We start from the raw sequence: 25,399 nt of genomic DNA on the forward strand, positions 1-25,399 counted from the left end.
CGTCCGCCCGGTCAGCCGCGCTCGGTTCCGCCCGGCACGGCGTACGGACCGGCATCCGGCCGCTTGGCGGTGACGAAGTCGCCCGAGGACTGGTGGCGGATGCGCCGCACCACCCAGGGCACGAGGTACTCCCGCGCCCAGGCGAGGTCGCCCACCCGCGCCTCGCGCCAGCTGCGGGCCGGGAGCGGCTCGGGCGTCGAGGGCTCGAGGTCGTTGTCGACGTTGAGCGTCGCGAGCACCATGCGGGCGACCGTGTGGTGGCCGAGCGGGTTCAGGTGCAGCCGGTCGGGGGCCCACATGCGCTGGTCCTGGATCTCGGTGAGCGCCCACTGATCGGCGACGAGCAGGTCGTGCTTCGCCGCGATCGCGCGAAGGTTCTCGTTGTAGATCGCGACCTTGCCGCGGATGCCGCGGAACACGGGGGAGAAGCCGACGTCGACGCCGGTGAACAGCACGATCGTGGCCCGGTCGCGGGAGAGCCGCTCGACGGCGTACTCGAAGCGGGCGGAGATCTCGTCCGGGTCGGTGCCCGGACGGATGACGTCGTTGCCGCCGGCCGAGATCGTGATCAGGTCGGGGCGGAGCGCGAGCGCGGGCTCGATCTGCTCGTCGATGATCTGCTGGATGAGCCGACCACGGATGGCGAGGTTCGCGTAGGCGAAGTCGTCGTCGCCCTGCGCGAGCACCTCGGCGACGCGGTCCGCCCAGCCGCGATGCCCGCCCGGCACGGTCGGCTCCGGGTCGCCGATGCCCTCGGTGAAGGAGTCGCCCAGGGCGACGTAGCGCGACCACGGGTGGCGCGGCTCGAGGGGCGCCGCCTCGGCGGATTCATTGGACGTTGCTCCGACTGGCATTCCTCCATTCTGCACACGTCGCCGGAGCGCGCGGCTCGCTTCGACGGCGCGCCACGCCCGGTCGGCGATCCGGCTTCGCCCGGGTCGGATGCCTCAGGTAACCTCGTATCCTCATGAGCTCAGTGATTCCGAACGGCGCCCACCCGGGCACCTCGGCCGCCGAGCACCTCTCGCCGTCCTATCCCGAGCGCGCCGCCTGGGGCACCGCGTCCAAGCTCCGCGCCTGGCAGGCCGAAGCCCTCGAGCACTACCTCGAGCAGCTGCCCCGCGACTTCCTCGCGGCGGCCACGCCCGGCGCCGGCAAGACGACCTTCGCGCTCCGCCTCGCGGCCGAGCTGCGCGCGCGGCGCATCATCGACCGCATCACCGTCGTGGCGCCCACCGACCACCTGAAGCGGCAGTGGGCCGACGCCGCCGACCGCGTCGGCATCCGCCTCGACCCCGGCTTCCGCAATGCGCACGGCCGCTCCGCGCGGCACTTCCACGGCGTCGCCGTGACGTACGCGCAGGTCGCGATGCGCCCCGCCCTGCACCGCGAGCTCACGCTCTCGGGTCGCAGTCTCATCATCCTCGACGAGGTGCACCACGGCGGCGACACCCTGTCCTGGGGCGACGCCATCCGCGAGGCCTTCGAGCCCGCCACGAAGCGGCTCTCGCTCACCGGCACGCCCTTCCGCAGCGATACCGCGCCCATCCCGTTCGTCGAGTACGCCCCGGACGCGAAGGGCGTGCGCGTCTCCCGCACCGACTACGCCTACGGCTACGACCGGGCCCTGGCGGACGGCGTCGTCCGCCCCGTCATCTTCATGGTCTACGCCGGCCACATGCGCTGGCGCACGAAGGCCGGCGACGAGATGGAGGCCCGGCTCGGCGAGGACAACACGAAGGACATCACCTCCGCCGCCTGGCGCACCGCCCTCGAGCCGAGCGGGGAGTGGATCCCCGCCGTGCTGAAGGCCGCCGACCGACGTTTGAGCGAGGTGCGCCAGTCGATCCCCGACGCCGGCGGACTCGTGCTGGCGACCGATCAGACCGTCGCCCGCGCCTACGCGCAGCAGCTCGAGCAGATCTGCGGCGAACGGGTCACCGTCGTGCTCTCCGACGACAAGGAGGCCTCGGCCAACATCGAGGCGTTCTCGGCGTCGACGAGCCGGTGGATGGTCGCGGTGCGCATGGTGTCGGAGGGGGTCGACGTGCCGCGGCTCGCCGTCGGCGTGTACGCGACGAGTTCCTCGACGCCACTGTTCTTCGCGCAGGCCATCGGCCGCTTCGTGCGCGCCCGGCGCCGCGGGGAGACGGCCTCCGTCTTCCTGCCGAACGTGCCGGTGCTGATGGCGCTCGCGAGCGAGCTCGAACGGCAGCGCGACCATGCGCTCGACCGTCGCGACGGCGACGGGGGAGACGACCCGGGCCTGGACGACGGCCTGCTCGAGGCGGCGAATCGCGAGGAGAAGGCGTCCGACGAGCTCTCCGCCGAGTTCACCTGGCAGGCGATCGCCTCTGACGCCACCTTCGACCGCGTCGTGTACGACGGCACCGAGTTCGGCACACTCGCCGAGCCCGGCAGCGACGAGGAGTTCGACTTCATCGGCATCCCGGGCCTCCTCGAGCCCGAGCAGGTGTCCGAGCTGCTCCGCCATCGCCAGGCCCGGCAGGCACGCCGCGCCGGCGAGCGCCGCAAGCACACCGTCGCCGACGAGGAGCATGCCGAGCCCGTCGCCCTCTACCGCACGCTGAAGGAGCAGCGTGCGCTGCTGAACAGCCTCGTCGGGCTCTGGGCGCGGCAGACCGGCGAGCCGCACTCGCAGGTGCACTCCGAGCTGCGGCGCATCTGCGGCGGCCCCGCGGTCGCGCAGGCGACGGTGACCCAGCTCCAGGCGCGCATCGAGTTCGTGCGCAAGCGGCTCGGCGCCCGCTGACGCCGCCGGCGCTCAGTCCGCGGCGGCCGCCGCGAACTCGCGCCGGTCCGACGCCGCCGGGGCCACCGTGAGCGCGGCGACGTCGAGCGCCCGCAACAGATCCTCGGCGAGGTCGTCGACGTGCTCGAGCCCGATCGAGAGCCGGACGACGCCCGCCGCGGGCTTCGCCTCGCCTGCGACCGGTCGATGCGTGAGCGACGCCGGATGCTGCACGAGCGAGTCCACCCCGCCGAGCGAGACGGCGTGCGTGACGAGCTCGCACGCCTCCACGAAGCGCTGCGCCGCCTCGAAGCCGCCGTCGAGATCGAGCGCGATGATCGAACCGGGCCCCGCCTGCTGGCGGCCGACGAGCCCCAGCGGGTCCTGACCGGGCAGGCCCGGATAGTGCACCCTCGAGACGGCCGGGTGCGCGGCGAGGCGCTGCGCGAGCTCGCCCGCGGTCGCTTGCTGCGCGCGCACCCGTACCGGCAGGGTGCGGAACCCCCGGTGCAGCAGGTACGCCGCGAACGGATGCAGCAGCCCGCCGGTGAGCGCGCGAACCTGCCGCAGACGTTCGACCCACTCGCGATCGCCCGCGACGACGCCGCCCATGACGTCGCCGTGCCCGCCCAGGTACTTCGTGGCGCTGTGCAGCACGAGCGCGGCGCCGTGCTCGATGGGGCGCTGCAGTACAGGCGTCGCGAAGGTGTTGTCGACGAGGAGGGGAACCGGGCCCGCCGCGCGAGCGAGCGCGGCGAGGTCGATGAGCTCGAGGGTCGGATTGGCCGGCGACTCGACGACGACGAGCCCGGTGTCGGCTCGGACCGCGTCGGCCACTTCATCGACGGTCGCCCAGCTCACCTCGGTGCCGAGGAGCCCGGTGTCGAGCACGTGGTCGGTGCCGCCGTAGAGCGGGCGCACCGCCACGATGTGCGGACGCCCGGCGCTCGCCGTCGCGATGAGCAGGGCCGAGAGCGCCGCCATCCCGCTCGCGAAGGCGACCGCGCCGTCAGCCCCCTCGAGTTCCGCGAGGGCTGACTCGAAGCGGGCGACGCCCGGTTGCCAGAGCCGCTGGTAGACCGCCGAGCGGTCGTCGCCGAGATCCTGGCCGCCGGCGAGCTCCTCGTAGGAGCGCCCGCCGAGCTCGACCGAGGGCAGTGGATTCGTCGTGGAGAGGTCGATGGGAGGAACATGGGAGCCGAGTTCGCGAACGCCGTCCATCCCGGCGTGCACGGCGCGCGTCTCGAAGCGCGAGGTCGAAGTCTGCATTCCGCCAATGAAGCAGGATCTGCAGAGTTCATCAAGATCTGTCGCAGCTTCCCTCGTACTGATAGAATTTCTCGCAGATTCATCGAGTTACTTCCTGAAGGAGCGTGCGATGGCGCAGAAAGCCGAACTCGATCGCGTCGACCGGGCACTGATCGCCGCCCTCTCGTCGAACGCCCGCGCCTCCGGCGCAGCCCTGGCCGCCGAGGTCGGGGTCGCCGAGTCCACGGTCTCGCTCCGGCTCCGCCGCCTGCAGAGCCTCGGCATCATCCGCAGTTTCCGCGTCGACGTCGACCTCGCCGCCCTCGGGGTCTCCCTGCAGGCGCTCATCGCCGTGCGCCTCGTGAAGCACGACCGCAGCGAGATCGATGCCTTCCGGCAGGCCGTGCCGCACCTGCCCGGCGTGCTCGCCGTCTTCCACATGGCGGGCGCCGAGGACTACCTGCTGCACGTCGCCGCGCGCGACGCCGAGGAACTGCGGGAGTTCGTGCTCGCTCACCTCACCGGGCACCCCGCCGTCGCCCACACCGAGACGAACCTCATCTTCGAGTACGCCGCCGGCGACGGCTGGCAGCACCTCGTCGGCTGAGTCGCGCCGGTGGCGGCCGCCGCCCTCGCCGCGGACCCGGGATGCTTCGGCGGACCGAAGGACGTTCGGGAATCCGAAATGCTGCGAATCCCGCCGTTTCAGGCCGTTTCGACCGGCCGCGCCGGTAACTTGGCTGAGGCCGCGAGCGCGGCCCACGCGATGGCGCGGGCCGACGTCGTCGACGCGCGCCCGTGAGAAGGAGCAGCATGAGCACGCCGCAGGGCACCGCAGCGGATCGCGCCAGGTGGCGCCGCTATCTCGCCGACGAGCGCGCCGAAGCCGCCGTCTACCGCGAGCTGGCGGCCCGTCGTGAGGGGGAGGAGCGCGAGATCCTGCTCGCCCTCGCCGCGGCCGAGGGCCGTCACGAGGCGCACTGGCTGGGGCTGCTCGGCGGAGACGAGCGCGGCGTCCCGCGTGCGGACATCCGTACCCGCCTGCTCGGCGGGCTCGCCCGCCGCTTCGGCTCGATCTTCGTCCTCGCGCTCGCCCAGCGGGCGGAGGCCCGTTCGCCCTACGCGAGCGACCCCGACGCGACCGCGGCGATGGCCGCCGACGAGCGGATCCACGGGGAAGTCGTCCGCGGTCTGGCCGCGCGCGGTCGGCGGCGTCTCGCGGGGACCTTCCGCGCCGCCGTGTTCGGGGCGAACGACGGACTCGTCTCCAACCTCGCGCTCGTGCTCGGCATCGGCGCGACGGGCGTCCCCGCCCCCGTCGTGCTGTTCACGGGCATCGCCGGGCTCCTCGCCGGCGCGCTCTCGATGGGCGCGGGCGAGTACGTGTCCGTGCGATCGCAGCGCGAGCTGCTCGAGGCGTCCGCGCCGGACCCGACCGCGCGCGAGGCGCTGCCCGACCTCGACATCGATGCCAACGAGCTGGCGCTCGTCTATCGCGCCCGCGGGATGGATCCGGCGGAGGCGGCCGAGCACGCCGCCCTCGTCGTCGCGAGAGTGCACGCCGTCGAGCAGCAGCCGACCCCGACCGATGCCCTGGGCGTCGCCGAGCACGACGACGAGGCGGTGGGCACCGGGCTCGCCGCGGCGCTCTCGAGCTTCTGCTTCTTCGCCTCCGGCGCGCTCATCCCGGTGCTGCCGTACCTCTTCGGCATGACCGGGCTGCCCGCGGTGCTCCTCGCGACCGTGCTGGTCGGCATCGCGCTGCTCGCGACGGGCGCGACCGTCGGCCTGCTGTCCGGGGCCTCGCCCCTGAAGCGAGCGCTGCGCCAGCTCGCGATCGGCCTCGGCGCCGCCGCCGTGACCTACGTGCTCGGCCTCGCCTTCGGCACCACGATCGGCTAGCGTGGCGACTCGTGCCGCCGGCCGGGCGGCACGAGTCAGTCGAGCCGCGCGCCGCAGGCGCCGAGGAGGAGCCGCATGCCCGTCGCACTCGTCACCGGAGCCGGCCGCCGAAACGGCATCGCGCACGCGATCGCCGTCGCCCTCGCCGGCGACGGCTGGGATGTGGCCGTGACGAGCTCGGCCGAACGCGATCGGGAGCTGCCCTACGGCGGGGACCCCGACCGCGACCCGGCGCTGCTCGAGGCCGAGCTCGCCGCGCACGGCGTCCGCAGCCTGCGGCTCGACGCCGATCTCGCCGACCCCGCCGCGCCGGCACGGCTGCTCGCCGAGGTGGGCGCGGAGCTGGGCCCCGTCTCCGCGCTCGTGCTCTCCCACGCGTACAGCGTCGACTCCGGTCTGCTCGACACCACCCTCGAGAGCTTCGATCGACACTTCGCGGTGAACACCCGGGCGGCCTGGCTGCTGATCCGCGCCTTCGCGGAGCAGATCCCCTCGGGCGGCGGCAGCGTCGTGGCGCTCACCAGCGACCACACCGTCGGCAACCTGCCCTACGGAGCGAGCAAGGGCGCGCTCGATCGCATCGTCGTGGCCGCGGCCCGCGAGCTCGGCGGCCTCGGCATCCGATCGAACCTCGTGAACCCGGGACCGGTCGACACCGGCTGGATGGACGACGCGACCCGCACCGCCCTCGTCGCGGAGCAGCCGAGCGGGCGGCTCGGGACCCCGGAGGACGCCGCGCGCCTCGTCCGATTCCTCGTCTCCGAGGACGGGCGCTGGGTGACCGGTCAGCTGATCCACAGCGACGGCGGCTTCTCGGTCTGAGCCGGTGCCGGGCGGCCGAACGGGAACCGGCTACGGCGCGGTCACGAAGTCGATCAGCTCCTCGACTCGCCCGAGCAGGGCGGGCTCGAGATCGCCGTAGCCGCGCACCCGGCCGAGGATGTGCTGCCAGGCCCGGGCGATGTCGGCCTGCTCGGCGTGCGGCCAGCCGAAGGCCGCGCAGATGCCGTGCTTCCACTCGGTGCCGCGGGGGATGACGGGCCACGCCTCGACCCCGAGCCGTTGGGGTTTCACCGCCTGCCAGATGTCGATGTAGGGGTGCCCGACGACGAGCACGTGCGCGCCGTGCGGCCCGCGGGCCACGGCGTCCGCGATGCGCTGCTCCTTGGACCCCGGCACGAGGTGATCGACGAGCACGCCGACCTTGCGCTTCGGGCCGGGCCGGAAGTCTGCGAGCGTGTCGGCGAGCACGTCGACGCCCTCGAGGTACTCCACGACGACGCCCTCGACGCGGAGGTCTGCGCCCCAGATCTTCTCCACGAGCTCGGCGTCGTGCCGCCCCTCGACGAAGATGCGGCTCGGCAGCGCCACCCTCGCGGGCGCCGCCTCGGCGACGAAGGAGCCCGAGGCGGTGCGCAGCCGACCGGCCGGCGCCTTCGGCTTGGGCGCGACGAGCCGCACGGCGCGCCCGTCGAGGAGGAAGCCGTGGCCGAGCGGGAACAGCCGGCGCCCGCCGAAGCGGTCCTCGAGCACGACGTTGCCCTGCTCGATGCCGAGGATCGCGCCGCAGAAGCCCGAGTCCGCGAGCTCCACCACGAGGTCCCGCTCGGCCGCGACCTCGGGGATCGTCGGGCGTCCCCTGGCCTTCCAGTCTCCGGCGAGCACATCGCTGCCGTAGCGGTCGTGGGGGTCGTGATCGAAGGGCGGGGTGGCGGGCACCGGTCGAGGCTAACCGACCCGCTCGGCCCAGGGGCGGAGACACGGCGATCGCGCGGGGAGTGGGGCGGGGCTCAGCGGAAGTCCCGCGAGCGATGCGGCGCCTGCACGGTGAGCCGCTCGAAGCGGTCGACCACGAGGTTCGTCACGCCTTCCGGCGAGCGCTCCAGGATGCCTCGGACGACCATCGCCGGCGCCTCCCGCGCGATCCGCCGGTACCGGTTCCAGACGCCGACCCCGGCGATCACGTTGAGGGTGCCCGACTCGTCCTCCAGATTCAGGAAGGTGATCCCCGAAGCGGTCGCCGGACGCTGCCGATGGGTGACGACCCCGCCGACCTCGACGCGCCGTCCCGACTCCACCGCCTGCAGTCGGTCGATCCGCACCGCGCCGCGCGCGTCGAGCTCCTCGCGCGCGTGCCGGATCGGATGGTCGTCGGGGGAGATGCCCGTCGCCCAGAGGTCGTACACCACCTGCTCGGCCTCGCTGAGGATGGGCAGCAGCGGCGGCTGCACCACCACGACGGAGCCCGGCAGGAACTCCGCCCGGTCCTGCGCGGCCTCGCCCGCGAGCCACAGCGCCTCGCGCGGCGCCAGCCCGAACGTCTCGAAGGCGCCGGCGGCGGCGAGCGCCTCGAGCTGCTCGGTGTCGAGTCCGGCCCGGCGCGCCGTGTCGGCCATGTCTCGGTAGGGGCCGCCGGACTCGCGCTCGGCCACGATGCGCTCGGCCACCGCCGTGCCGATCGAGGCGACATCGGCGAGCCCGAGGCGCACGGCGAAGGCGCCGTCGCGGCGGTGCTCGGCCGAACGGTCGGGCGCCGCCCGGTCGAAGTCGCCGACCTCCGGCTGCTCCGCGTCGCAGCATCCGTCCAAGCCGCTCGGCGGCCGCCCAGGATCGCCGAGCGGACCTCGGACGTCGACCCGGTCGAGCGGCTCGAGCCCCGCGTGCACCGCGGAGCGGAGGATGTCGGGCCGGAGCATGCGGACCCCGTGCCGCCGGGCGTCGGCGGTCAGGGTGTGCGGCGAGTAGAAGCCCATCGGCTGCGCCCGCAGCAGCGCGGCGAGGAACGCCGCCGGATAGTGCAGCTTCAGCCACGAGCTCACGTAGACGAGCAGCGCGAACGCCAGGGCGTGGCTCTCGGCGAAGCCGAAGTTCGCGAAGGCCTCGATCTTGCCGTAGATCGCGTCGGCGTCCGCCTGGGAGAGCCCGTTGCGGGCCATCCCCGCGTAGAGCTTCTCCTGCAGCTCCGAGATCTTCTGCACGCCCCGCTTCGAGCCCATCGCCCGGCGCAGGAGATCGGCGTCGGCCGCCGTGCAGTCGCCCACGGCGACGGCCATCTGCATGAGCTGCTCCTGGAAGAGCGGCACCCCGAGGGTGCGCTTCAGCACCGGCTCGAGCTTCGGGTGCAGATAGCTGACCGGTTCCTCGCCCGTGCGCCGTCGGATGTACGGGTGCACCGCACCGCCCTGCACCGGGCCCGGCCGGATCAGCGCGATCTCGACCACGAGGTCGTAGAAGCAGCGCGGCTTCAGCCGGGGGAGCGTGCCCATCTGCGCCCGGCTCTCGACCTGGAACACGCCGATGGAGTCGGCGCGGCAGAGCATGTCGTAGACGGCCGGCTCCTCCTTCGGGATGGAGTGCAACTCCCAGTGCTCGCCGGTGCGGGCCTCGATCAGGTCGAAGGCGTACTGCAGCGCGGCGAGCATGCCGAGGCCGAGCAGGTCGAACTTCACGAGGCCCATCCAGGCGCAGTCGTCCTTGTCCCATTGCAGCACCGTGCGCCCCGGCATGCGGGCGTGCTCGATCGGGCAGACCTCGCCGACCGGGCGGTCGGTGAGCACCATGCCGCCGGAGTGGATGCCGAGATGCCTCGGGAAGGTGAGCAGCTGCTCGGCGAGCTCGACCACGGGACCCGGGATGTCGTGGTCGTCGGTCTCGACGACGGCGCCCCAGCGCTCCACCTGCCGCGACCAGGCGTCCTGCTGACCGGTGCCGTAGCCGAGCGCCTTCGCCATGTCGCGCACGGCCGCCTTCGGCCGGTAGCTGATCACGTTCGCGACCTGGGCCGCGTTCTGCCGGCCGTACTTCGCGTACACGTACTGGATGATCTCCTCGCGCCGGTCGGAGTCGAAGTCGACGTCGATGTCGGGCTCCTCGTCGCGCAGGGCGGAGAGGAAGCGCTCGAAGGGCAGGTCGAACTTGATCGAGTCCACCGCGGTGATCCGCAGCGCGTAGCAGACGGCCGAGTTCGCGGCGGAGCCGCGACCCTGGCAGAGGATGCCCCGCCGGCGCGCCTCGGCGACGAGATCGTGCACGATCAGGAAGTAGCCGGGGAAGTCCTTCTGCTCGATGACTGCGAGCTCGTGGTCGAGACGCCGCCGCACGTGCTCGGGCACGCCGGGGTAGAGCTCCTCGGCGCCCTGCCGGACGAGCTCGCGCAGCCAGCTCATCGGGGTGTGCCCCGCCGGCACCTCCTGTCTCGGCAGCCGGGGCCGGGCGCTGCGGAGGGTGAAGCCGAGCTCCTCGGCGAGCACGACGGAGCGCTCGACCGCCCCCGGGTACCGGGCGAAGCGCGCGAGCATCTCGGCGCCGCTGCGCAGGTGCTGCTCGTTCGAGGCCGGCAACCAGCCGTCGAGCTCGTCGAGGCTGCGCCTGGCCCGCACCGCCGACAGGGCGTTCGCGAGGCGGTGCTCGCCCGGCGTCGCGTAGTGCACGGCGTTCGTGGCGAGCAGCGGCACCCCGGCACTCGCCGCGATCGCCGCGAGCCGGTCGTTCGCGCGCTGGTCGCCGGGATGCCCGTGGTCGAAGAGCTCCATCACCACCTGCTCCCGGCCGAACAGGGCGATCAGCCGGTCGAGCTCGCGCCGGGCCCCCTCGTCGCCCTCGGCCGTGAGAGCCCGGCGCACCGCGCTCTTGCGGCATCCCGTGGGCACGACCCACTCGCCCCCGGCCTGCTCGGCGAGCCGCTCGAGCTCGTAGACGGGGCGTCCCTTCTCGCCCCCGGCGAGCTGCGCCGCCGTGATGGCCGCCGCGAGCCGGTGGTACCCGGCCTCGCCCCGGGCGAGGACGAGCAGATGCTCGCCTTCGGGGTCGGCGGCGCCCAGCTGCGGGGCGGAGAGACCGAGGGAGAGCTCGGCGCCGTAGACCGTGCGCAGCTCGGGGAAGCTCTCGGCCGCCTCGGCGAAGCGGACGATGCCGTAGAAGCCGTCGTGGTCGGTGATCGCGAGGCCGGAGAGCCCGAGCCGCCTCGCCTCCTCCACGAGCTGCTCGGGCTGGGAGGCGCCGTCGAGGAAGCTGTAGTTGGAGTGCACGTGCAGCTCCGCGTAGGGCACGAGCGGCCCGCTCGGGGCGACGAGCCCCTCGCTCGGCCGGTACGGGGCGCGCTTGCGGCTGAACGCCGGGCCGTCGCCGCCGTCGGCGATGAGTTTCGACGGCGTCGGCCGGCGGCGGTCGGACAGCTTGCGCTCGAGCTCGGACCACGGGATCTCCGGATTGTTCCAGCCCATCAGCCGCGCCCCATCAGTCGTACCTCGCCTCGGCCCACCAGCCCTCGGCGTCGCGGAGCAGCAGCCAGGCGCAGCCGTCGTGGTCGACGAGCTGGAAGCGGTGCACCCGTCGTGCGCGCTCCGGATCCCACCAGCGTTCGACGACGGGCCACGGGCCGGCCCAGGCGCGCACCTCGGCGAGCTGCCGCCCGGCGAGGGCGAAGCCCACCGGCGGCGAGCCGATGGCCCCGCGCTCGTCGATCGTGACGGAGTCGCCGGCCGCATCGCGGACGAGCACCGGGACCGGCTCGTCGAAGACGCTCGCCGGCGCCCGCGCGGGCAGGGTGCCCGGCCACGGCCCGGGTCGGACCGCCGGGGCGCGGTCACCCCAGGGGACGAGCACCTGCCGGTCGACGAGGAGCCGCCCGCCGCCGACGGCCGGAGTGGCGACGCCCTCGTGCCCGAGAAGCCCCTGCACGCGGGTCAGCGCATGATGCACCCGTTCGTCGGGCCCGCCGCCCCAGAGCCCGGGCTCGTGGTCTCCGGTCGAGTCGAGCCGCTCGGGGACGATGCGCACCCGGGTCACCGCCGCGGCGAGCCCGGCCTCGGCGCTGCCCGCGCCCTGCAGCTGCCAGCGCACCCGGTCGAGCACCTCCGGGGCGGTGAACCAGCGCGGGTGCAGCCAGCTGCGCCCGGAGTGACCGCCGCGGTCGTCCTCCAGCTCGACCCGGAGCGCGGTGCAGACGAGCCGTGACTCGCGGATGCGGTCGATGAACCGTTCGGCCGAGACCCGGAACGCGAAGGCGAGCTGATCGATCCGGTCGATCGGCGGCTCGAAACGCTGCTCCACCTCGAACTCCGGCGGGGGCGTGCGGGCCGCCACCTCGGACTGCTCGCGTCCGGCGGCCCGTTCGTGCGCGAACGCCCCGGCCGGGCCGAAACGACGGCGCACGTCGGCGGCCGGCAGCGCCGCGAGCTCCCCGAGCGTGCGCACCCCGAGCCGCAGGAGCAGCGTGCGGGTGCGCTGATCGACGACGAGCGAGACGGGCAGCGGTGCCAGGAACTCGGCCGAGCCGCCCTCGGGGACGACGCCGACGGGGGAGCGCAGCGCGGTGCGGGCCGCCTGCTCGGCGGCGAATGGGCCGTCGGCGATGCCGATCTTCGCCCCGGGCACCCCGAGGGCGTCGACGGTGCCGAGCAGGGCGCTCGCCGCCTGCGCCTCGCCCCCGTAGTAGCGGACCGGGCCGCGGGCCCGCATCGCGAGCGTGCCGGGGCGCACCAGCTGCACGGCGGGCACCGCCTGCTCCACCCCGCGCACCACGGGCTCGAAGGCGCGATGATCGAGCACCGGGTCGTAGGGGAGCACGAGGAGCTCGGGGGAGCGGTACTGCGCCTCCCGCAGTCGGAGGCCCCTGGCGACCCCGTCGCGGCGGGCCGCAGCCGAGCAGGAGTGCACGGCGCCGCCCTCGACGAGCGCGATCGGCCGTGCCGGGTCGATCCCGGCCTCGCGCGCCGCGGCGAGGACCGGCCAATCGGGGCACCACAGCACGATGGTGCGGGTGTGCCGGATCATCCCGCCCGCCGTTCTGCGCCGAGCCGGCGGACCTCGGCCAGCGGCTGCACCTCGGCGAAGCCCCTCGCCTCCGCTGCGAGCCGCAGCCGCGCCCGCCGCCCGCTCGCGAAGCCGCCGCGACCGGAGGCGCGCACGAGCAGCTCGTGGTCGGCGAGCAGGCCGTGCCCGCGCTCGAGCCCGCTCCAGCCGCTCGACTCGACGCCGAGGCTCGCGTCGCTGCCCGGCCAGCCGCCGGCCACGAGGAGGGCGGCGCCGCGTTCGCGGAGCCTGGCCGCGAGCCTCGACGCCTCGGCCGGCTGCACCCGCCCGCCGGGGCGGACGGCGACGAGCGGAATGGCCTCGGCGAGCGTCGCGACGACGGTGAACCAGTGCCGGCCCGGCCGGGGCACGAGCGCGAGCCGATCGAGGTCGAGCCCGAAGCGCTCGGCCGCCTCGACCCCGAACTCGGGGATGCCGACGACCGCGCACCAGCGCCCGGCGGCGCTCGCCTCGGCGAGCAGGGCCATCAGCAGCGAGCCGGAACCGTGGACCTCGGTGACCGTTCCTTCGCGCAGCGCCCCGCCGGGGAGGAGTTCCGAGAACGCAGGATGCGTGGGCAGCGAGCGCCCCTCGAGCTTCGTCGCCTGCATGCCGTGGATGCGGCTCTGCAGCTCGGCGACCCGCTCGAGGCGGGTGCGCTGGGGAAGGGTCGAGGTCACCCATCAAGTTTCGAACAGAGATTCGAAAACGGCAAGTCCGTGATCGAACAGGTATTCGACTCTCCGAATGGGAATCGAACCCGGAAAACGCGAAAGGGCCGGATCTTTCGATCCGGCCCTTTCGACCACGTGCGCGAGGGGGGACTTGAACCCCCACGCCCTATACGGGCACTAGCACCTCAAGCTAGCGCGTCTGCCAATTCCGCCACCCGCGCGTGGTTTCCCGCTGATCACTCAGCGGGCCGTAGAAGACATTAGCACGGTTTCGGAGGGCTGTTTGACCACCACGGGCAGCCGTGGCATCCGCCCCTCCGAAAGCGCAGATCACGCTGCTGAAACTCGTTCTCCGACCGCGCAGCGCCGGGGCGATCGGGGGAGTGGGGGAGAACGAGGCGGGCACGGTAGCGTGGAGCGCATGGCCGAGGCAGCGACGACCCCCGCGATCACCGACGAGCTCGACGAGACGGCGAGCATCGCGCAGGAGCTGATCCGCTTCGACACCACGAACTACGGCGAAGGCCGGGCGAACGGCGAACGCGAGGCCGCCGAGTACGTCGAGGCCAAGCTCTCCGCCCTCGGCCTCGCCCCGCAGCTGTTCGAGTCGGCCCCGCGCCGAGCGAGCGTCGTGGCGCGCGTGCCGGGCCGCAATCCCGAGAAGCCGGCGCTCGTGCTGCACGGCCACCTCGACGTGGTCCCCGCCGACCCGCGCAACTGGAGCGTCGACCCCTTCGCCGGCGAGGTGCGCGACGGCATGCTCTGGGGCCGCGGCGCGGTGGACATGAAGGACATGGACGCCATGATGCTCACCGCACTCGGCGACATCCTGCGCAGCGGCCGCCAGCCGGAGCGCGAGCTCGTCGTCGCGTTCTTCGCCGACGAGGAGGCCGGCGGCGACTACGGCGCGCACTGGCTCGTCGAGCACCACCCCGAGCTCTTCGCCGGCGCCACCGAGGCCATCAGCGAGGTCGGCGGCTACTCCATCACCGTCGGCGGCACCCGGGCCTACCTTCTGCAGACCGGGGAGAAGTCCCTGCTCTGGGTGCGGCTCGTCGCGACCGGCACCGCCGCGCACGGCTCCCGCCTCATCCACGACAACGCCGTCACGAAGCTCGCCGAGGCGGTCGCACGGATCGGTCGCGCCGAGTGGCCGCTGCGCCTCACCGGCACCACCACGGAGCTCCTCGCCGCCGTCGCCGGCGTCCTCGGTGTCGACCCCCAGCAGGTCTCGCCCGACGAGCTCGCCCTCGCCACCGGCTCCGCCTCTGGCTTCATCACCGCGACGCTCCGCACGACGAGCAACCCGACCCTGCTCGAGGCCGGCTACAAGCACAACGTCATCCCCGACCGGGCCGAGGCGCTCGTCGACATCCGCACCCTCCCGGGCGAGGAGGAGGAGGTGCTCGCCGCGATCCGCGAGCTCGCCGGCGAGGGCGTCGAGGTCGAGATCGTGCACCGCGACGTCGGCCTCGAGGCCTCCACGACCGGCCCGCTCGTCGACGCGGTCGCCGGGGCGATCAGCCGGCACGACCCGGGCGCCCCCGTGTTCCCGTACCTGCTCTCGGGCGGCACCGACAACAAGGCGCTCTCCAGGCTCGGCATCGCCGGCTACGGCTTCGCCCCGCTCCGCCTCCCGGAGGGGATCGACTTCCCGGCGATGTTCCACGGCGTCGACGAGCGCGTGCCGCTCGACGCGCTCTCCTTCGGGCACCGCGTGCTCCGCGACCTGCTGCTCGAATACTGAGCCCGCCCACGGAGGGGGCTTACGATCGTCTCCGTCGCCGCACGCCATCGACCGAACGGACACACGACACGTGATCGAAGCCCTCATCCTCGGGTTGGTCCAGGGACTGACCGAGTTCCTCCCCATCTCCTCGAGCGCCCATCTGCGCATCCTCGGGGAGCTCCTGCCGGGCGCGCAGGACCCGGGCGCGGCGTTCACCGCCATCACTCAGATCGGCACCGAGGCGGCGGTCGTCGTGTTCTTCTGGCGCGACATCGTGCGGATCATCTCGCACTGGTTCGGCTCGTTCACCGGCCGGGTGCCGCGGAACGACCCCGATGCCCGGATGGGCTGGCTCATCATCGTCGGCTCGATCCCGATCGTGGCGCTCGGCATCGCCTTCCGAGACGAGATCGAGACGACCTTCCGCTCGCTCTGGATCGTCGCGACGATGCTCATCGTCTTCGGCATCATCCTCGGCCTCGCCGACTGGGCCGGCCGCAAGACCCGCACCCTGGAGCAGCTGAACGTGCCGCACGGCATCCTGTTCGGGATCGCGCAGGCGCTCGCGCTCATCCCCGGCGTCTCGCGCTCGGGCGGCACGATCTCGATGGGGCTCTTCCTCGGCTACGAGCGGGCCGCCGCCGCGCGCTACGCGTTCCTGCTGGCGATCCCCGCGGTCTTCGGCTCCGGCTTCTACCAGCTCTTCAAGAGCATCGGCGAACCGAGCGTCTACGGGCTCGTCGAGACGGGCGCGGCGACGCTCGTCGCCTTCGTGGTGGGGCTGCTCGTGATCGCGTTCTTCATGAACTACATCTCGAAGCGCAGCTTCCTGCCCTTCGTGATCTACCGGATCCTGCTCGGCGGGCTGCTCCTCGTGCTGCTCGGCACGGGCGTGCTGAGCGCCTGAGCCCCACCCGGCTCGCCTGAGCGCGGACCGCGGCGCGCCGCCCGGCTCAGCCTTCCCGAGGCCGCCAGGGCTCGTCGCCGGCCGGGCCGTCACCACGACGGCGCAGGTACCGCTCGAACTCCTTGGCGATCGCCTCGCCGCTCGCCTCGGGGGCGTCGACCGCGTCGCGGGCCTCCTCGAGCTGGGCGATGTACGCGGCCATCTCGTCGTCCTCCGCGGCGAGGGCGTCGACGCCGGCCTCCCAGGCCTTCGACTCGATCTCGAGCGAGCCGCGGGGGATCGAGAGCCCCGTCAGCTCCTCGAGCTTGCCGAGCAGGGCCAGGACCGCCTTCGGCGAGGGCGCGTTGTGCACGTAGTGCGGCACCGAGGCCCACAGCGAGACGGTCGGGATGCCGGCGCGCTCGGCCTGGTCGGCGATGACGCTGAGGATGCCCACGGGCCCCTCGTAGCTCGAACGCTCGACGCCGAGCGCGGTGCGCACCTCGGGGTTCTCGCTCGAGGCGAAGACCGCGAGCGGCCGGGTGTGCGGGGCGTCGGCGAGCATGGCGCCGAGCAGCACGATGCCGTCGATATCCGCAGCGAGGGCGGCGTCGACGAGCTCGGCGGTGAACGCCTTCCAGCTGCGTGCCGGCTCGGCGCCGAGCAGCACGTGCAGTCCCTCGGCGCCGGGGCCGGTCAGCTGCTCGTCCGCCTCGTCGAGCTCCGGCTCGCCGCCGGGGCCGAGGATCGCAGCGCCCGGCCACTCGATCCGCCGCACACCGTCATCGCCGGAGACGATCGACGGGCGGGAGAACTGGAAGTCGAAGTACAGCTCGGGGTCGACCGCGGCGATCTCGACGAGCCCGAGCCGACGGACGAGCAGCTTCGCCGCGCCGGTCGCCGCCTCGCCCGCGTCGTTCCACCCCTCGAAGGCCACGACGAGGAGTCGTCCGCCGTCGAATCCGACCGGATGGTCCACTGGCGTCGCCCCGCTTCCTGCGCCCGGACGATCCGGGTTCGGTTCCACAATAGGCGGTGCCCGTAGACTTGCCCGTTGTGACCACTCGCCTTCCCGCCGCCGTCCTCTGGGACATGGACGGCACGCTCGTCGACACCGAACCGTACTGGATCCGCGCCGAGGCCGAGCTCGTCCGCTCGTACGGCGGCGTCTGGACCGAGGAGGACGGGCTGCAGCTCGTCGGATCCGGCCTCTGGGACTCCGCCGCCGTCTTCCAGCGGGCGGGCGTCGAGCTCTCCGCCGACGAGATCGTGCACCATCTCACCGGCCGCGTGCGCGAGCAGATCGTCGCCGAGGGCGCGCCCTGGCGGCCCGGCGCGCGCGAGCTCCTGCGGGAGATCCGCGAGGCGGGCGTGCCGACCGGTCTCGTCACGATGTCGCTGCGCGCGATGGCGGAGGACATCGTCGCCGCCACCGGCTTCGAGGCGTTCGACGTGCTCGTCGCCGGCGACATGGTGGACCACCCGAAGCCGCACCCGGAGCCCTACCTGCGCGCCGCCGAGCGGCTCGGCGTCGACATCACCGCCTGCATCGCGCTCGAGGACTCGCCGCCCGGAGTCGCCTCCGCGGCCGCTTCCGGAGCGTTCGCCCTCGGCATCCCGCACATCGCCTCGCTGGACGGCAGCGACGCGCACCTGCTGTGGCCGACGCTCGAGGGCCGCACGAGCGCCCAGCTGTTCGCGGCCGCCGGCGCCCACCTCGCCGCGCGGCCCTTCGCCGACGAGCCCGAGGAGGCCAGCGCGTGAACGAGAGCCGCGGCGAGCGGAGCGGGCCCTTCCGGGTCGGCGACCGCGTCCAGCTCACCGGCCCGAAGGGCCGCATGCACACCATCACCCTGGAGCCCGGCAAGGTCTTCCACTCGCACAAGGGCGGCATCGCCCACGACGCCGTGATCGGACTGCCCGACGGCTCGGTCGTCGCGAACGAGGTCGGCGTCGAGTACCTGGCGCTCCGGCCGCTGCTCAGCGACTTCGTGATGTCGATGCCGCGCGGCGCGGCGATCGTCTACCCGAAGGACGCGGCCCAGATCCTCGCCCAGGCCGATGTGTTCCCCGGCGCCACCGTCGTCGAGGCCGGCGTCGGCTCCGGCGCGCTCTCGCTGTGGCTGCTCCGGGCGATCGGCCCGGAGGGCCGCCTGCACTCCTTCGAACGGCGCGAGGAGTTCGCCGAGGTCGCCCGCGGCAACGTCGCGACCTTCCACGGCCGCGACCCGGAGAACTGGTCGATCACCCTCGGCGATCTCGCCGTGGCGCTGCCGGAGACCGTTGCCGACGGCTCGGTCGACCGCGTCGTGCTCGACATGCTCGCGCCCTGGGAGTGCATCGGCGCCGTATCCCGCGCCCTGAAGCCCGGCGGGGTCGTGCTCTGCTACGTCGCGACGGTCACGCAGCTCTCCCGGGTCGCCGAGGCCATCCGGGCGACGGGGGAGTACACCGACCCCGACGCGAACGAGACCATGGTGCGCGGCTGGCACGTGCAGGGTCTCGCGGTCCGCCCGGACCACCGCATGATCGCGCACACCGGCTTCCTCATCACCGCCCGTCGGCTCGCGCCGGACACCGTGCTGCCCGAACTCAAGCGCCGCCCCTCGAAGACGGAGTTCAGCGACGAGGACGTCGAGGCGTGGACGCCTGGCGCCCTCGGCGAGCGGACGGTCAGCGACAAGGCGCTGCGCAAGCGCGTCCGCGCCGCCGACACCGCGGCCGGGCACGCCCGCGCCCCCATCGACGAGGCCCCCGGCGATGCCGGGTAGGCTTTCAACGCTCACCGCCGCCCAGGCGGCTTCCGTGACCGCATCCCAGAATCGAGGATCCGTGCGCTCGTCTCTCGCGCTCATCGCCGCCCTCGGCGTCGCCGTCGCCCTCTCCGCCTGCTCGACCGGCCCTGCGCCGGAGGCCGCCCCCGGCGCCTCCAGCGAGGCGGTCACCGTGACGGGCGACTTCGGCTCGGAGCCCAAGGTGGAGTTCCCCACGCCGCTCACCCCGGGCGAGACCCAGTGCGAGGTGCTGCAGGAGGGTGAAGGCGAGCCCATCGCCGAGGGCCAGCTCGTCGAGGTGGCGTACGTCGCGTACGACGGCGGCACCGGTGAGAAGCTCGGCGGCGGCGGTTTCGGCGACTCGGGGGGCCAGCTCCTCGTCCGCGGTGGCTCGGACTCGATCCCCGCCATGGACAAGGGACTGAGCTGCGCCAGCGAGGGGTCGCGGGTCGTGTTCGTCGCGGCCGACTACGACGCGAGCGGTGCCGGCGAGCCGACGCCGGGCGCCGACCCGAAGAACGGAGTGGTGTTCGTCCTCGACGTGCTCCGCGCCTTCCCGACAAAGGCCGAGGGCGCGCCGCAGCTCACCCGCGACGGCTTCCCCGCGGTCGTGCTCGCACCCGACGGCCGCCCCGGCATCACCGTGCCGAAGGCCGACCCGCCCGCCGACGCCACGGACACCACCGCGGTCGAGACGCTGAAGGGCGGCAACGGCCCGGTCGTGAAGGACGGCGACACCGTCGTCGTGCAGTTCACCGCGGTGAACTGGGACGACAACCAGGTCATCTCCCAGCTCTCCACCTGGGAGCAGGGCGCCCCCGCCCGCGTCGGGGCCACGAGCGACGCGAAGACCGCGATGCAGATGGGGCTGCCGGTCGGCCTGACCACGGCGCTCATCGGCCAGCAGGTGGGCTCGCAGCTCGGCCTCATCATCCCGGCCGGAGAGGCCTACGGCGAGCAGGGCGCCGGCAACGGGGTCATCGCCCCGAACGCCACCCTGTTCTTCGTCGTCGACATTCTGGGCGTCCTCTGATTCCCGCACGGCGGCGACCGGCCTCGGCCGGTTCAGTATGATCGCTGCTGTGGCGGAGAAGTCTCGGGGAACGCCCCGCATCCAGGTCGAGGACCGCCTCTTCAGCCTCGTGCTCGCGCTGCTCGCGACCGAGACCGGGCTGCTGAAGTCGGAGATCCTCTCGACCGTGCGCGGCTACGCCGAGCGCTACGACCCCTCGGGCGCGAACGCGAGCCTCGAGCGCCAGTTCGAGCGCGACAAGGACGAGGTGCGCGAGCTCGGCATCCCGCTCGAGACGATCGAGTCGCCCGACCGCCCCGGCGACAACCAGTCCCTTCGCTACCGCATCCCCAAGGGCCGCTACGACCTGCCCGACGAGGTCACGTTCACCCCCGACGAGCTCGCCCTGCTCGGCCTCGCCGCCGAGGTGTGGCGCGAGGCATCCCTGTCCTCCGACTCGCAGCGCGCGCTCACGAAGCTCCGCGCCCTCGGTATCGAGCCCCGCGAGCCGGTCATCGGCTACGCGCCGCGCCTGCGCGTGCGCGACGCCGCCTTCGAGCCGCTGCGCCAGGCCCTCGACCACCGGCAGGCCGTGTCCTTCCGCTACTTCAAGCCCGGCGAACCCGCTCCGCGCCTCCGCCGCGTCGAGCCGTACGCCGTCGTGCTGCACGAGGGCCGCTGGCATTTGCACGGCCGCGACCGCGACGCCGACGGCCTGCGCACCTACCTGCTCTCCCGCATCGTCGGGCCGGTGGAGGTGCTGCCCGGGGTCTCCTTCGAGGCGCCGCCCGCCGGTGTGCAGGACCGCATCCTCGGCGAGCTCGAGGCGCTCCGCCTGCAGAACACGGCCGATCTGGCCGTCACCGCGGGCAGCGACGCCGAGGTCCGCCTCGGCAAGCGGGCCGTGCTCCGCGACGACGACCGCGGGGTGATCAGTCTGCACTACACCGACGCGGCCGTCTTCGCCGACGAGCTCGCCGCCTACGGCCCGGAGGTGCGCGTGATCTCGCCGCCCGAGCTCCGCGACGCGGTGCGGGCGCGCCTCGCGATCGTCGTGGCGGCGCACGACGAGGCAGGGCTCGGCTGATGGCCGCACGCAAGCCGCTGCGCGCCTCCGACAAGCTCGTCTTCCTGCTCGCCTTCGTGCCGTACCTGCTCGAACGGCGGGTGGTCGACGTCTCCGAGGCGGCGGAGTACTTCGGGCTGAGTGAGGGCGAGATCCGGGACGCGGTCCGGCTGATCGCGACCTCGGGCCTGCCGGGTGAGACGGGCACCTACCAGCCGAACGACCTCTTCGACATCGACTGGGACTCCTTCGAGGACGACGACGTGATCGTCATCGTGCACCACGTGGCGATCGACGACGCACCGCGACTGTCGGCGCGCGAGGCGAGCGCCCTCATCGCGGGCCTCCAGTACCTCTCCGCATCGCCGGAGAACGCCGGCAGCGCGAGGCTCGCCGCCCTGCTCGAGAAGCTCCGGCTCGGCACCACCGGCGCCCCCACCCAGCTCGCGGTGGCCGAGCTGGAGGCGGACGCCTCGCTCGCACGCATCCGCGAGGCGGTCGCCGCGGGACGCCAGCTCGAGTTCGACTACCGCAACGCGCTGGGGGAGCAGGCCCGGCGTCGCGTCGACCCGCTGCGCATCGCCTCGCTCGGTGCGGACTGGTACCTCCAGGCCTACGACCACGGCCGGGAGGACATGCGAAACTTCCGCGTCGACCGGATGACGGGACTCCTCGTGAGCGAGCTGCCGATCGCCGACCACAGCGGACGCGAAGTGCCCGACACGCTCTTCCACGGCTCCGACACCGACCTCGACGTCGTGGTCGACGTGGCCGAGGAGACCCTGCCCCTCCTCGCCGACTATCTGGCCGACTCCAGCAGCGAGCCGGCGGGGGACCGGCTGCGGGTGACGCTGCGCGTCGCGCACTACCACGGCCTCAAGCGGCTCATCGCCGGGCTGCCGGGGCTCGTCACGGTCGTCGCCCCCGCCGAGGCCAGGGCGGCGGTCGCGGAGTGGGCGCGCGCGGGCCTCGCCGGGTACGAGACACCGGACGTCCCGACCGGCGGCTCGGGCATTGGTCCGACCGGCTAGACTGTTCACCACGAGTTTCCGAACATTGGACGAGCCCCCATGTTTCAAGGTTTCACCGGTTGGCACGCGCTGATCATCCTTGTGGTCATCCTGCTGCTGTTCGGCGCGCCCAAGCTGCCGGCCCTCGCACGCAGCCTCGGCCAGTCGATGAAGATCCTGAAGAGCGAAGTCCGTTCCGACCAGTCCGGCGACGACGCCGCGGACGGCACGGCCAAGTCGAGCGAGGAGCAGCCCAAGGCCGGCAGCACGGACCCCGGCAAGAACGCCTGACCTCCCGTGACCGCGGTGAGAGAGCGCGGTGAGAAGAACCGCGAGAAGCGGATGTCGCTCGGAGCGCATCTGATCGAGCTGCGCAAGCGGCTCTTCATCTCCGCCATCGCGATCGTCGTCGGCGCCGTCGGCGGCTGGGTGCTCACCGACCTGTTCGTGTGGGACGCGATCCAGGAACCGGTGCACCGGGTCGCCGAGGCGACCGGCAAGCAGGCCGAGATCGTCTTCCCGACGATCGGCAGCGCCTTCGACCTGCGCCTGCAGATCGCCTTCACGATCGGCATCGTGATCTCGAGCCCGGTGTGGCTGTACCAGATCTTCGCGTTCCTCGTCCCCGGGCTGAACACCCGGGAGCGCAAGTTCACGCTCGCGTTCTTCGCCTCCGCGATCCCGCTCTTCCTGCTCGGCTGCGCGGCCGGATGGTTCGTGCTGCCGAACATCGTCAAGGTGATGACGAGCTTCGTCCCCGACACCTCGCCGGCCTGGCTGACCGCGAAGGAGTACGTCGACTTCGTGCTGAAGCTCGTGCTCGCCATCGGCGTCGCCTTCGTCGTGCCCGTCTTCATCGTGCTGCTGAACTACGCGGGCGTCTTCAGCGCCGCGGCCATCCTCAAGGCCTGGCGCGTCGCCATCCTCGTCATCATCCTGTTCACGGCGATCGCGACCCCCTCGGCCGACGTCGTCTCGATGTTCCTGCTCGCGATCCCGATGATCCTGCTGTACTTCGTCGCGTGGTTCCTCTCCTTCCTGCACGATCGCCGTGTCGCGAAGCGGAATGCCGCCGAGTTCGGAGCGGCTGTCTAGGCTGGACGGGTGACGACCTCCTCTCCGTCGGAGCGGTACGCCCTCTCGCGGCAGCAACGCAGGCAGCCGCGGGTCGCGGAGTTCCAGGCGACCATCCGATTCGACCTCGACCCCTTCCAGCGGGCCGCGTGCAGCGCCCTCGACGAGGGGCGGAGCGTGCTCGTCGCCGCCCCGACGGGCGCCGGCAAGACGATCGTCGCGGAGTTCGCGGTGTTCCTCGCCATGCAGGAGCCCGGGACCAAGGTGTTCTACACGACCCCGATCAAGGCGCTGTCGAACCAGAAGTACCAGGAGTTCGTCGACGCCTGGGGCGCCGAGCAGGTGGGGCTGCTCACGGGCGACACGAACGTCAACTCGAGCGCACGCATCGTCGTCATGACGACCGAGGTGCTGCGCAACATGCTCTACGCCGACTCGCCGCTCCTCGACCGCCTCGCGTACGTCGTCATGGACGAGGTGCACTACCTCGCCGACCGCTTCCGCGGCGCGGTCTGGGAGGAGGTCATCATCCACCTTCCCGAGGCCGTCCGCCTCGTCTCCCTGAGCGCGACCGTGTCGAACGCGGAGGAGTTCGGCGACTGGCTCCAGGCCGTGCGCGGCGACACCGACGTGATCGTGTCCGAGGAGCGGCCGGTGCCGCTCGAGCAGCACGTGCTCGTGCGGCAGAAGCTGCTCGACTTGTTCGACTCGTCCGGCCAGGCGGCGACGCACCGGGTGAACCCCGAGCTCAAGCAGCTCGCCCGCGCGAGCAGCCGCTCCCTCGGCGGTCGTTCCCAGCGCGGGCGGCGGGGGAGCGACCGGGGCGGCTACCACCGCGGGCAGCAGGGGAGCGGGCGGATGGATCGCCCGGAGCTCGTCGCCATGCTGCAGCAGAAGCACCTGCTGCCGGCGATCGTCTTCATCTTCTCCCGCGCCGGCTGCGACCAGGCCGTCCGCCAGCTGCTGCGCAGCGGCCTCCGGCTCACCGAGGCGCCCGAACGCGATGAGATCCGCAAGATCGTCGAGGCGCGCGTGCGCACCTTCCGCGACGAGGACCTCGCGGTGCTCGGCTACTGGGAGTGGCTCGAAGGCCTGCAGCGCGGCGTCGCGGCGCACCACGCGGGCATGCTGCCGGCGTTCAAGGAGATCGTCGAGGAGCTCTTCCAGCAGAAGCTGCTGAAGGTCGTGTTCGCCACCGAGACGCTCGCGCTGGGCGTGAACATGCCGGCGCGCTCGGTCGTGCTCGAGAAGCTCGAGAAGTTCAACGGCGAGGCGCGGGTGCCGATCACGCCGGGGGAGTACACCCAGCTCACCGGGCGCGCGGGCCGCCGCGGCATCGACGTCGAGGGGCACTCGGTCATCCAGTGGGTGGAGGGGCTCGACCCCGAGGCGGTCGCCGCGCTCGCTTCGCGCCGCAGCTACCCGATGAACTCGAGCTTCAAGCCGACGTACAACATGGCGGTGAATCTGATCGACCAGTTCGGCCGGGAGCGCACCCGGCAGATCCTCGAGCTCTCCTTCGCCCAGTTCCAGGCCGACCGCGCGGTCGTCGACCTCGCGCGGACGCTCCGCAAGCAGGAGGAGTCGCTCGCCGGCTTCGAACAGGCCATGCGCTGCCACCTCGGCGACTTCGGCGAGTACGCTGGCATCCGGCGGAACATCGCCGAACTCGAACGCAAGCAGGCCAAGGGCAATCCCACGAACGCCCAGCGCGAGCGGATGCAGCGGGAGATCGCCGGCCTGCGCAAGGCGCTCCGCGCCCACCCCTGCCACGGCTGCGCCGAGCGGGAGGCGCACGCGCGCTGGGCCGAGCGCTGGTGGCGGCTCCGCAAGGAGCACGACCAGCTGCAGTCCCAGATCCGCACCCGCACCGGCCAGGTCGCGAAGCGCTTCGACCGGGTGACCGAGGTGCTCGAACGGCTGGGCTACCTCGAGCGGGACCGCCACGGCGCCCTCGTCTCCACGCCGGACGGCCGCATCCTCAAGCGCATCTACGGCGAACGCGACCTGCTGGTCGCCGAGTCGCTGCGCCGCGGGCTCTGGACCGAGCTCGACGCGCCCGGGCTCGCCGCCATGGCGGCGGCGCTCGTGTACGAGCCGCGCCGCGACGACCGCGGAGTGGAGTACCGGCTTCCGCGCGGCGGGTTCCGGGAGGCCTTCGACCGCACGACCGACGTCTGGTCGGAACTCGACGACCTCGAGCGCGACCACCGCCTCAGCGGCCCCGAGCAGCCGTCTCCCGCGCTCGCGCAGGCGATGCACGCGTGGGCGCGCGGCGTGCCGCTCGGCGTCGTCCTGGAGGACATCGAACTCGCCGCCGGCGACTTCGTGCGTCTGACGAAGCAGGTCATCGATCTCCTCGACCAGATCTCGATCGTCGCGGACTCCGAGCTCGCCATCCGCGCCCGGGACGCGATCGACGGAGTGCGTCGCGGCGTCGTGATCGACACGGTCGTCGCGTGAGCGACGCGACGATCGCG

The 25,399-nt window shown here is 72.9% G+C and carries 21 protein-coding genes and 1 tRNA gene; 14 read left to right on the top strand and 8 right to left on the bottom strand.

Features of this window, described 5'->3' with window-relative positions:
• Positions 1 to 11: 11 nt before the first annotated feature.
• Positions 12 to 854, bottom strand: coding sequence for an SGNH/GDSL hydrolase family protein (locus QSJ60_RS11445; RefSeq protein ID WP_189086797.1), 843 nt, complete (start codon positions 852 to 854; stop codon positions 12 to 14).
• A 113-nt stretch (positions 855 to 967) separates the two neighbouring features.
• Between QSJ60_RS11445 and QSJ60_RS11450 the strand changes: the two genes are divergently transcribed.
• Positions 968 to 2,773 (top strand): DEAD/DEAH box helicase, encoded by a 1,806-nt coding sequence (locus QSJ60_RS11450; RefSeq protein WP_285463674.1) that lies wholly within the window; start codon positions 968 to 970, stop codon positions 2,771 to 2,773.
• A 12-nt stretch (positions 2,774 to 2,785) separates the two neighbouring features.
• Here QSJ60_RS11450 and QSJ60_RS11455 read toward each other — a convergent pair whose 3' ends face one another.
• Entirely contained in the window at positions 2,786 to 4,021 is a 1,236-nt protein-coding gene (locus QSJ60_RS11455) for a trans-sulfuration enzyme family protein (RefSeq protein ID WP_285463675.1), read from the bottom strand.
• Between the two features lie 109 nt (positions 4,022 to 4,130).
• On the opposite strand from QSJ60_RS11455, the gene QSJ60_RS11460 reads away from it, so the two are divergent.
• From QSJ60_RS11460 to QSJ60_RS11470, 3 genes are all read left to right on the top strand, one after another.
• A complete protein-coding gene (locus tag QSJ60_RS11460; RefSeq protein ID WP_189086794.1) occupies positions 4,131 to 4,607 on the top strand; it encodes an Lrp/AsnC family transcriptional regulator in 477 nt (158 codons plus the stop codon).
• A gap of 206 nt (positions 4,608 to 4,813) precedes the next feature.
• Positions 4,814 to 5,902, top strand: a complete 1,089-nt coding sequence (locus QSJ60_RS11465; protein WP_189086793.1) for a VIT1/CCC1 transporter family protein — start codon at positions 4,814 to 4,816, stop codon at positions 5,900 to 5,902.
• A gap of 75 nt (positions 5,903 to 5,977) precedes the next feature.
• On the top strand, positions 5,978 to 6,724 hold the full coding sequence (locus tag QSJ60_RS11470; protein ID WP_285463676.1) for an SDR family oxidoreductase: 747 nt from the start codon (positions 5,978 to 5,980) through the stop codon (positions 6,722 to 6,724).
• 30 nt (positions 6,725 to 6,754) lie between these two features.
• Here the strand turns inward: QSJ60_RS11470 and QSJ60_RS11475 are convergent, their stop codons facing one another.
• The 5 genes from QSJ60_RS11475 to QSJ60_RS11495 form a co-directional block, all read right to left on the bottom strand.
• Positions 6,755 to 7,621, bottom strand: coding sequence for a DUF3097 domain-containing protein (locus QSJ60_RS11475; protein WP_230768804.1), 867 nt, complete (start codon positions 7,619 to 7,621; stop codon positions 6,755 to 6,757).
• 71 nt (positions 7,622 to 7,692) lie between these two features.
• On the bottom strand, positions 7,693 to 11,124 hold the full coding sequence (locus tag QSJ60_RS11480; RefSeq protein WP_285463677.1) for an error-prone DNA polymerase: 3,432 nt from the start codon (positions 11,122 to 11,124) through the stop codon (positions 7,693 to 7,695).
• Between the two features lie 13 nt (positions 11,125 to 11,137).
• The gene (locus tag QSJ60_RS11485) at positions 11,138 to 12,676 is read right to left on the bottom strand and encodes a Y-family DNA polymerase (protein ID WP_285463678.1); all 1,539 of its coding nucleotides are present in this window, start codon (positions 12,674 to 12,676) and stop codon (positions 11,138 to 11,140) included.
• A complete protein-coding gene (imuA', locus tag QSJ60_RS11490) occupies positions 12,673 to 13,374 on the bottom strand; it encodes a DnaE2-dependent mutagenesis accessory factor ImuA' (RefSeq protein ID WP_285463679.1) in 702 nt (233 codons plus the stop codon). The genes QSJ60_RS11485 and imuA' overlap by 4 nt, the downstream gene beginning before the upstream one ends.
• Positions 13,375 to 13,504: 130 nt before the next feature.
• Positions 13,505 to 13,589: transfer RNA gene (locus QSJ60_RS11495), tRNA-Leu, on the bottom strand.
• Positions 13,590 to 13,789: 200 nt separating this feature from the next.
• Between QSJ60_RS11495 and QSJ60_RS11500 the strand changes: the two genes are divergently transcribed.
• A complete protein-coding gene (locus QSJ60_RS11500; RefSeq protein WP_285463680.1) occupies positions 13,790 to 15,115 on the top strand; it encodes a M20/M25/M40 family metallo-hydrolase in 1,326 nt (441 codons plus the stop codon).
• Positions 15,116 to 15,185: 70 nt separating this feature from the next.
• Positions 15,186 to 16,004: an undecaprenyl-diphosphate phosphatase gene (locus QSJ60_RS11505; protein WP_285463681.1), complete on the top strand. Its 819-nt coding sequence runs from the start codon at positions 15,186 to 15,188 to the stop codon at positions 16,002 to 16,004.
• Positions 16,005 to 16,050: 46 nt separating this feature from the next.
• On the opposite strand, the gene QSJ60_RS11510 is transcribed toward QSJ60_RS11505, so the two are convergent.
• A complete protein-coding gene (locus tag QSJ60_RS11510; RefSeq protein WP_230768747.1) occupies positions 16,051 to 16,962 on the bottom strand; it encodes a PAC2 family protein in 912 nt (303 codons plus the stop codon).
• A 77-nt stretch (positions 16,963 to 17,039) separates the two neighbouring features.
• On the opposite strand from QSJ60_RS11510, the gene QSJ60_RS11515 reads away from it, so the two are divergent.
• The 8 genes from QSJ60_RS11515 (at position 17,040) to QSJ60_RS11550 (ending at position 25,382) form a co-directional block, all read left to right on the top strand.
• A complete protein-coding gene (locus QSJ60_RS11515) occupies positions 17,040 to 17,747 on the top strand; it encodes an HAD family hydrolase (RefSeq protein WP_230768746.1) in 708 nt (235 codons plus the stop codon).
• Positions 17,744 to 18,754: a tRNA (adenine-N1)-methyltransferase gene (locus QSJ60_RS11520; RefSeq protein ID WP_189086785.1), complete on the top strand. Its 1,011-nt coding sequence runs from the start codon at positions 17,744 to 17,746 to the stop codon at positions 18,752 to 18,754. Before QSJ60_RS11515 ends, QSJ60_RS11520 begins: the two co-directional genes overlap by 4 nt.
• Positions 18,755 to 18,815: 61 nt before the next feature.
• On the top strand, positions 18,816 to 19,790 hold the full coding sequence (locus QSJ60_RS11525) for an FKBP-type peptidyl-prolyl cis-trans isomerase (protein ID WP_189086784.1): 975 nt from the start codon (positions 18,816 to 18,818) through the stop codon (positions 19,788 to 19,790).
• A gap of 49 nt (positions 19,791 to 19,839) precedes the next feature.
• Positions 19,840 to 20,856, top strand: coding sequence for a helix-turn-helix transcriptional regulator (locus tag QSJ60_RS11530; protein ID WP_285463684.1), 1,017 nt, complete (start codon positions 19,840 to 19,842; stop codon positions 20,854 to 20,856).
• A complete protein-coding gene (locus QSJ60_RS11535) occupies positions 20,856 to 21,866 on the top strand; it encodes a helix-turn-helix transcriptional regulator (protein WP_285463686.1) in 1,011 nt (336 codons plus the stop codon). Before QSJ60_RS11530 ends, QSJ60_RS11535 begins: the two co-directional genes overlap by 1 nt.
• Before the next feature lie 39 nt (positions 21,867 to 21,905).
• Positions 21,906 to 22,136 carry a twin-arginine translocase TatA/TatE family subunit gene (gene tatA / locus QSJ60_RS11540; protein ID WP_189086781.1) on the top strand — a complete coding sequence of 77 codons (231 nt, stop codon included), beginning with the start codon at positions 21,906 to 21,908 and terminating at the stop codon, positions 22,134 to 22,136.
• Positions 22,137 to 22,187: 51 nt separating this feature from the next.
• Complete coding sequence (gene tatC / locus QSJ60_RS11545; protein ID WP_189086813.1) at positions 22,188 to 22,940, top strand: twin-arginine translocase subunit TatC; 753 nt, start codon at positions 22,188 to 22,190, stop codon at positions 22,938 to 22,940.
• 9 nt (positions 22,941 to 22,949) lie between these two features.
• A complete protein-coding gene (locus QSJ60_RS11550) occupies positions 22,950 to 25,382 on the top strand; it encodes a DEAD/DEAH box helicase (protein WP_285463688.1) in 2,433 nt (810 codons plus the stop codon).
• The last annotated feature ends 17 nt before the right edge of the window (positions 25,383 to 25,399 follow it).

The organism is Agromyces sp. NBRC 114283, from assembly GCF_030268405.1.
GTDB lineage: Bacteria > Actinomycetota > Actinomycetes > Actinomycetales > Microbacteriaceae > Agromyces > Agromyces mediolanus.

Excerpts from the sequence above, each read along its gene's own strand:
- QSJ60_RS11445 (WP_189086797.1), bottom strand. The coding sequence starts at position 854 with ATGCCAGTCGGAGCAACGTCCAATGAATCCGCCGAGGCGGCGCCCCTC.
- QSJ60_RS11450 (WP_285463674.1), top strand. The coding sequence starts at position 968 with ATGAGCTCAGTGATTCCGAACGGCGCCCACCCGGGCACCTCGGCCGCC.
- QSJ60_RS11455 (WP_285463675.1), bottom strand. The coding sequence starts at position 4,021 with ATGCAGACTTCGACCTCGCGCTTCGAGACGCGCGCCGTGCACGCCGGG.
- QSJ60_RS11460 (WP_189086794.1), top strand. The coding sequence starts at position 4,131 with ATGGCGCAGAAAGCCGAACTCGATCGCGTCGACCGGGCACTGATCGCC.
- QSJ60_RS11465 (WP_189086793.1), top strand. The coding sequence starts at position 4,814 with ATGAGCACGCCGCAGGGCACCGCAGCGGATCGCGCCAGGTGGCGCCGC.
- QSJ60_RS11470 (WP_285463676.1), top strand. The coding sequence starts at position 5,978 with ATGCCCGTCGCACTCGTCACCGGAGCCGGCCGCCGAAACGGCATCGCG.
- QSJ60_RS11480 (WP_285463677.1), bottom strand. The coding sequence starts at position 11,124 with ATGGGCTGGAACAATCCGGAGATCCCGTGGTCCGAGCTCGAGCGCAAG.
- QSJ60_RS11485 (WP_285463678.1), bottom strand. The coding sequence starts at position 12,676 with ATGATCCGGCACACCCGCACCATCGTGCTGTGGTGCCCCGATTGGCCG.
- QSJ60_RS11500 (WP_285463680.1), top strand. The coding sequence starts at position 13,790 with ATGGCCGAGGCAGCGACGACCCCCGCGATCACCGACGAGCTCGACGAG.
- QSJ60_RS11535 (WP_285463686.1), top strand. The coding sequence starts at position 20,856 with ATGGCCGCACGCAAGCCGCTGCGCGCCTCCGACAAGCTCGTCTTCCTG.
- tatA (WP_189086781.1), top strand. The coding sequence starts at position 21,906 with ATGTTTCAAGGTTTCACCGGTTGGCACGCGCTGATCATCCTTGTGGTC.
- tatC (WP_189086813.1), top strand. The coding sequence starts at position 22,188 with ATGTCGCTCGGAGCGCATCTGATCGAGCTGCGCAAGCGGCTCTTCATC.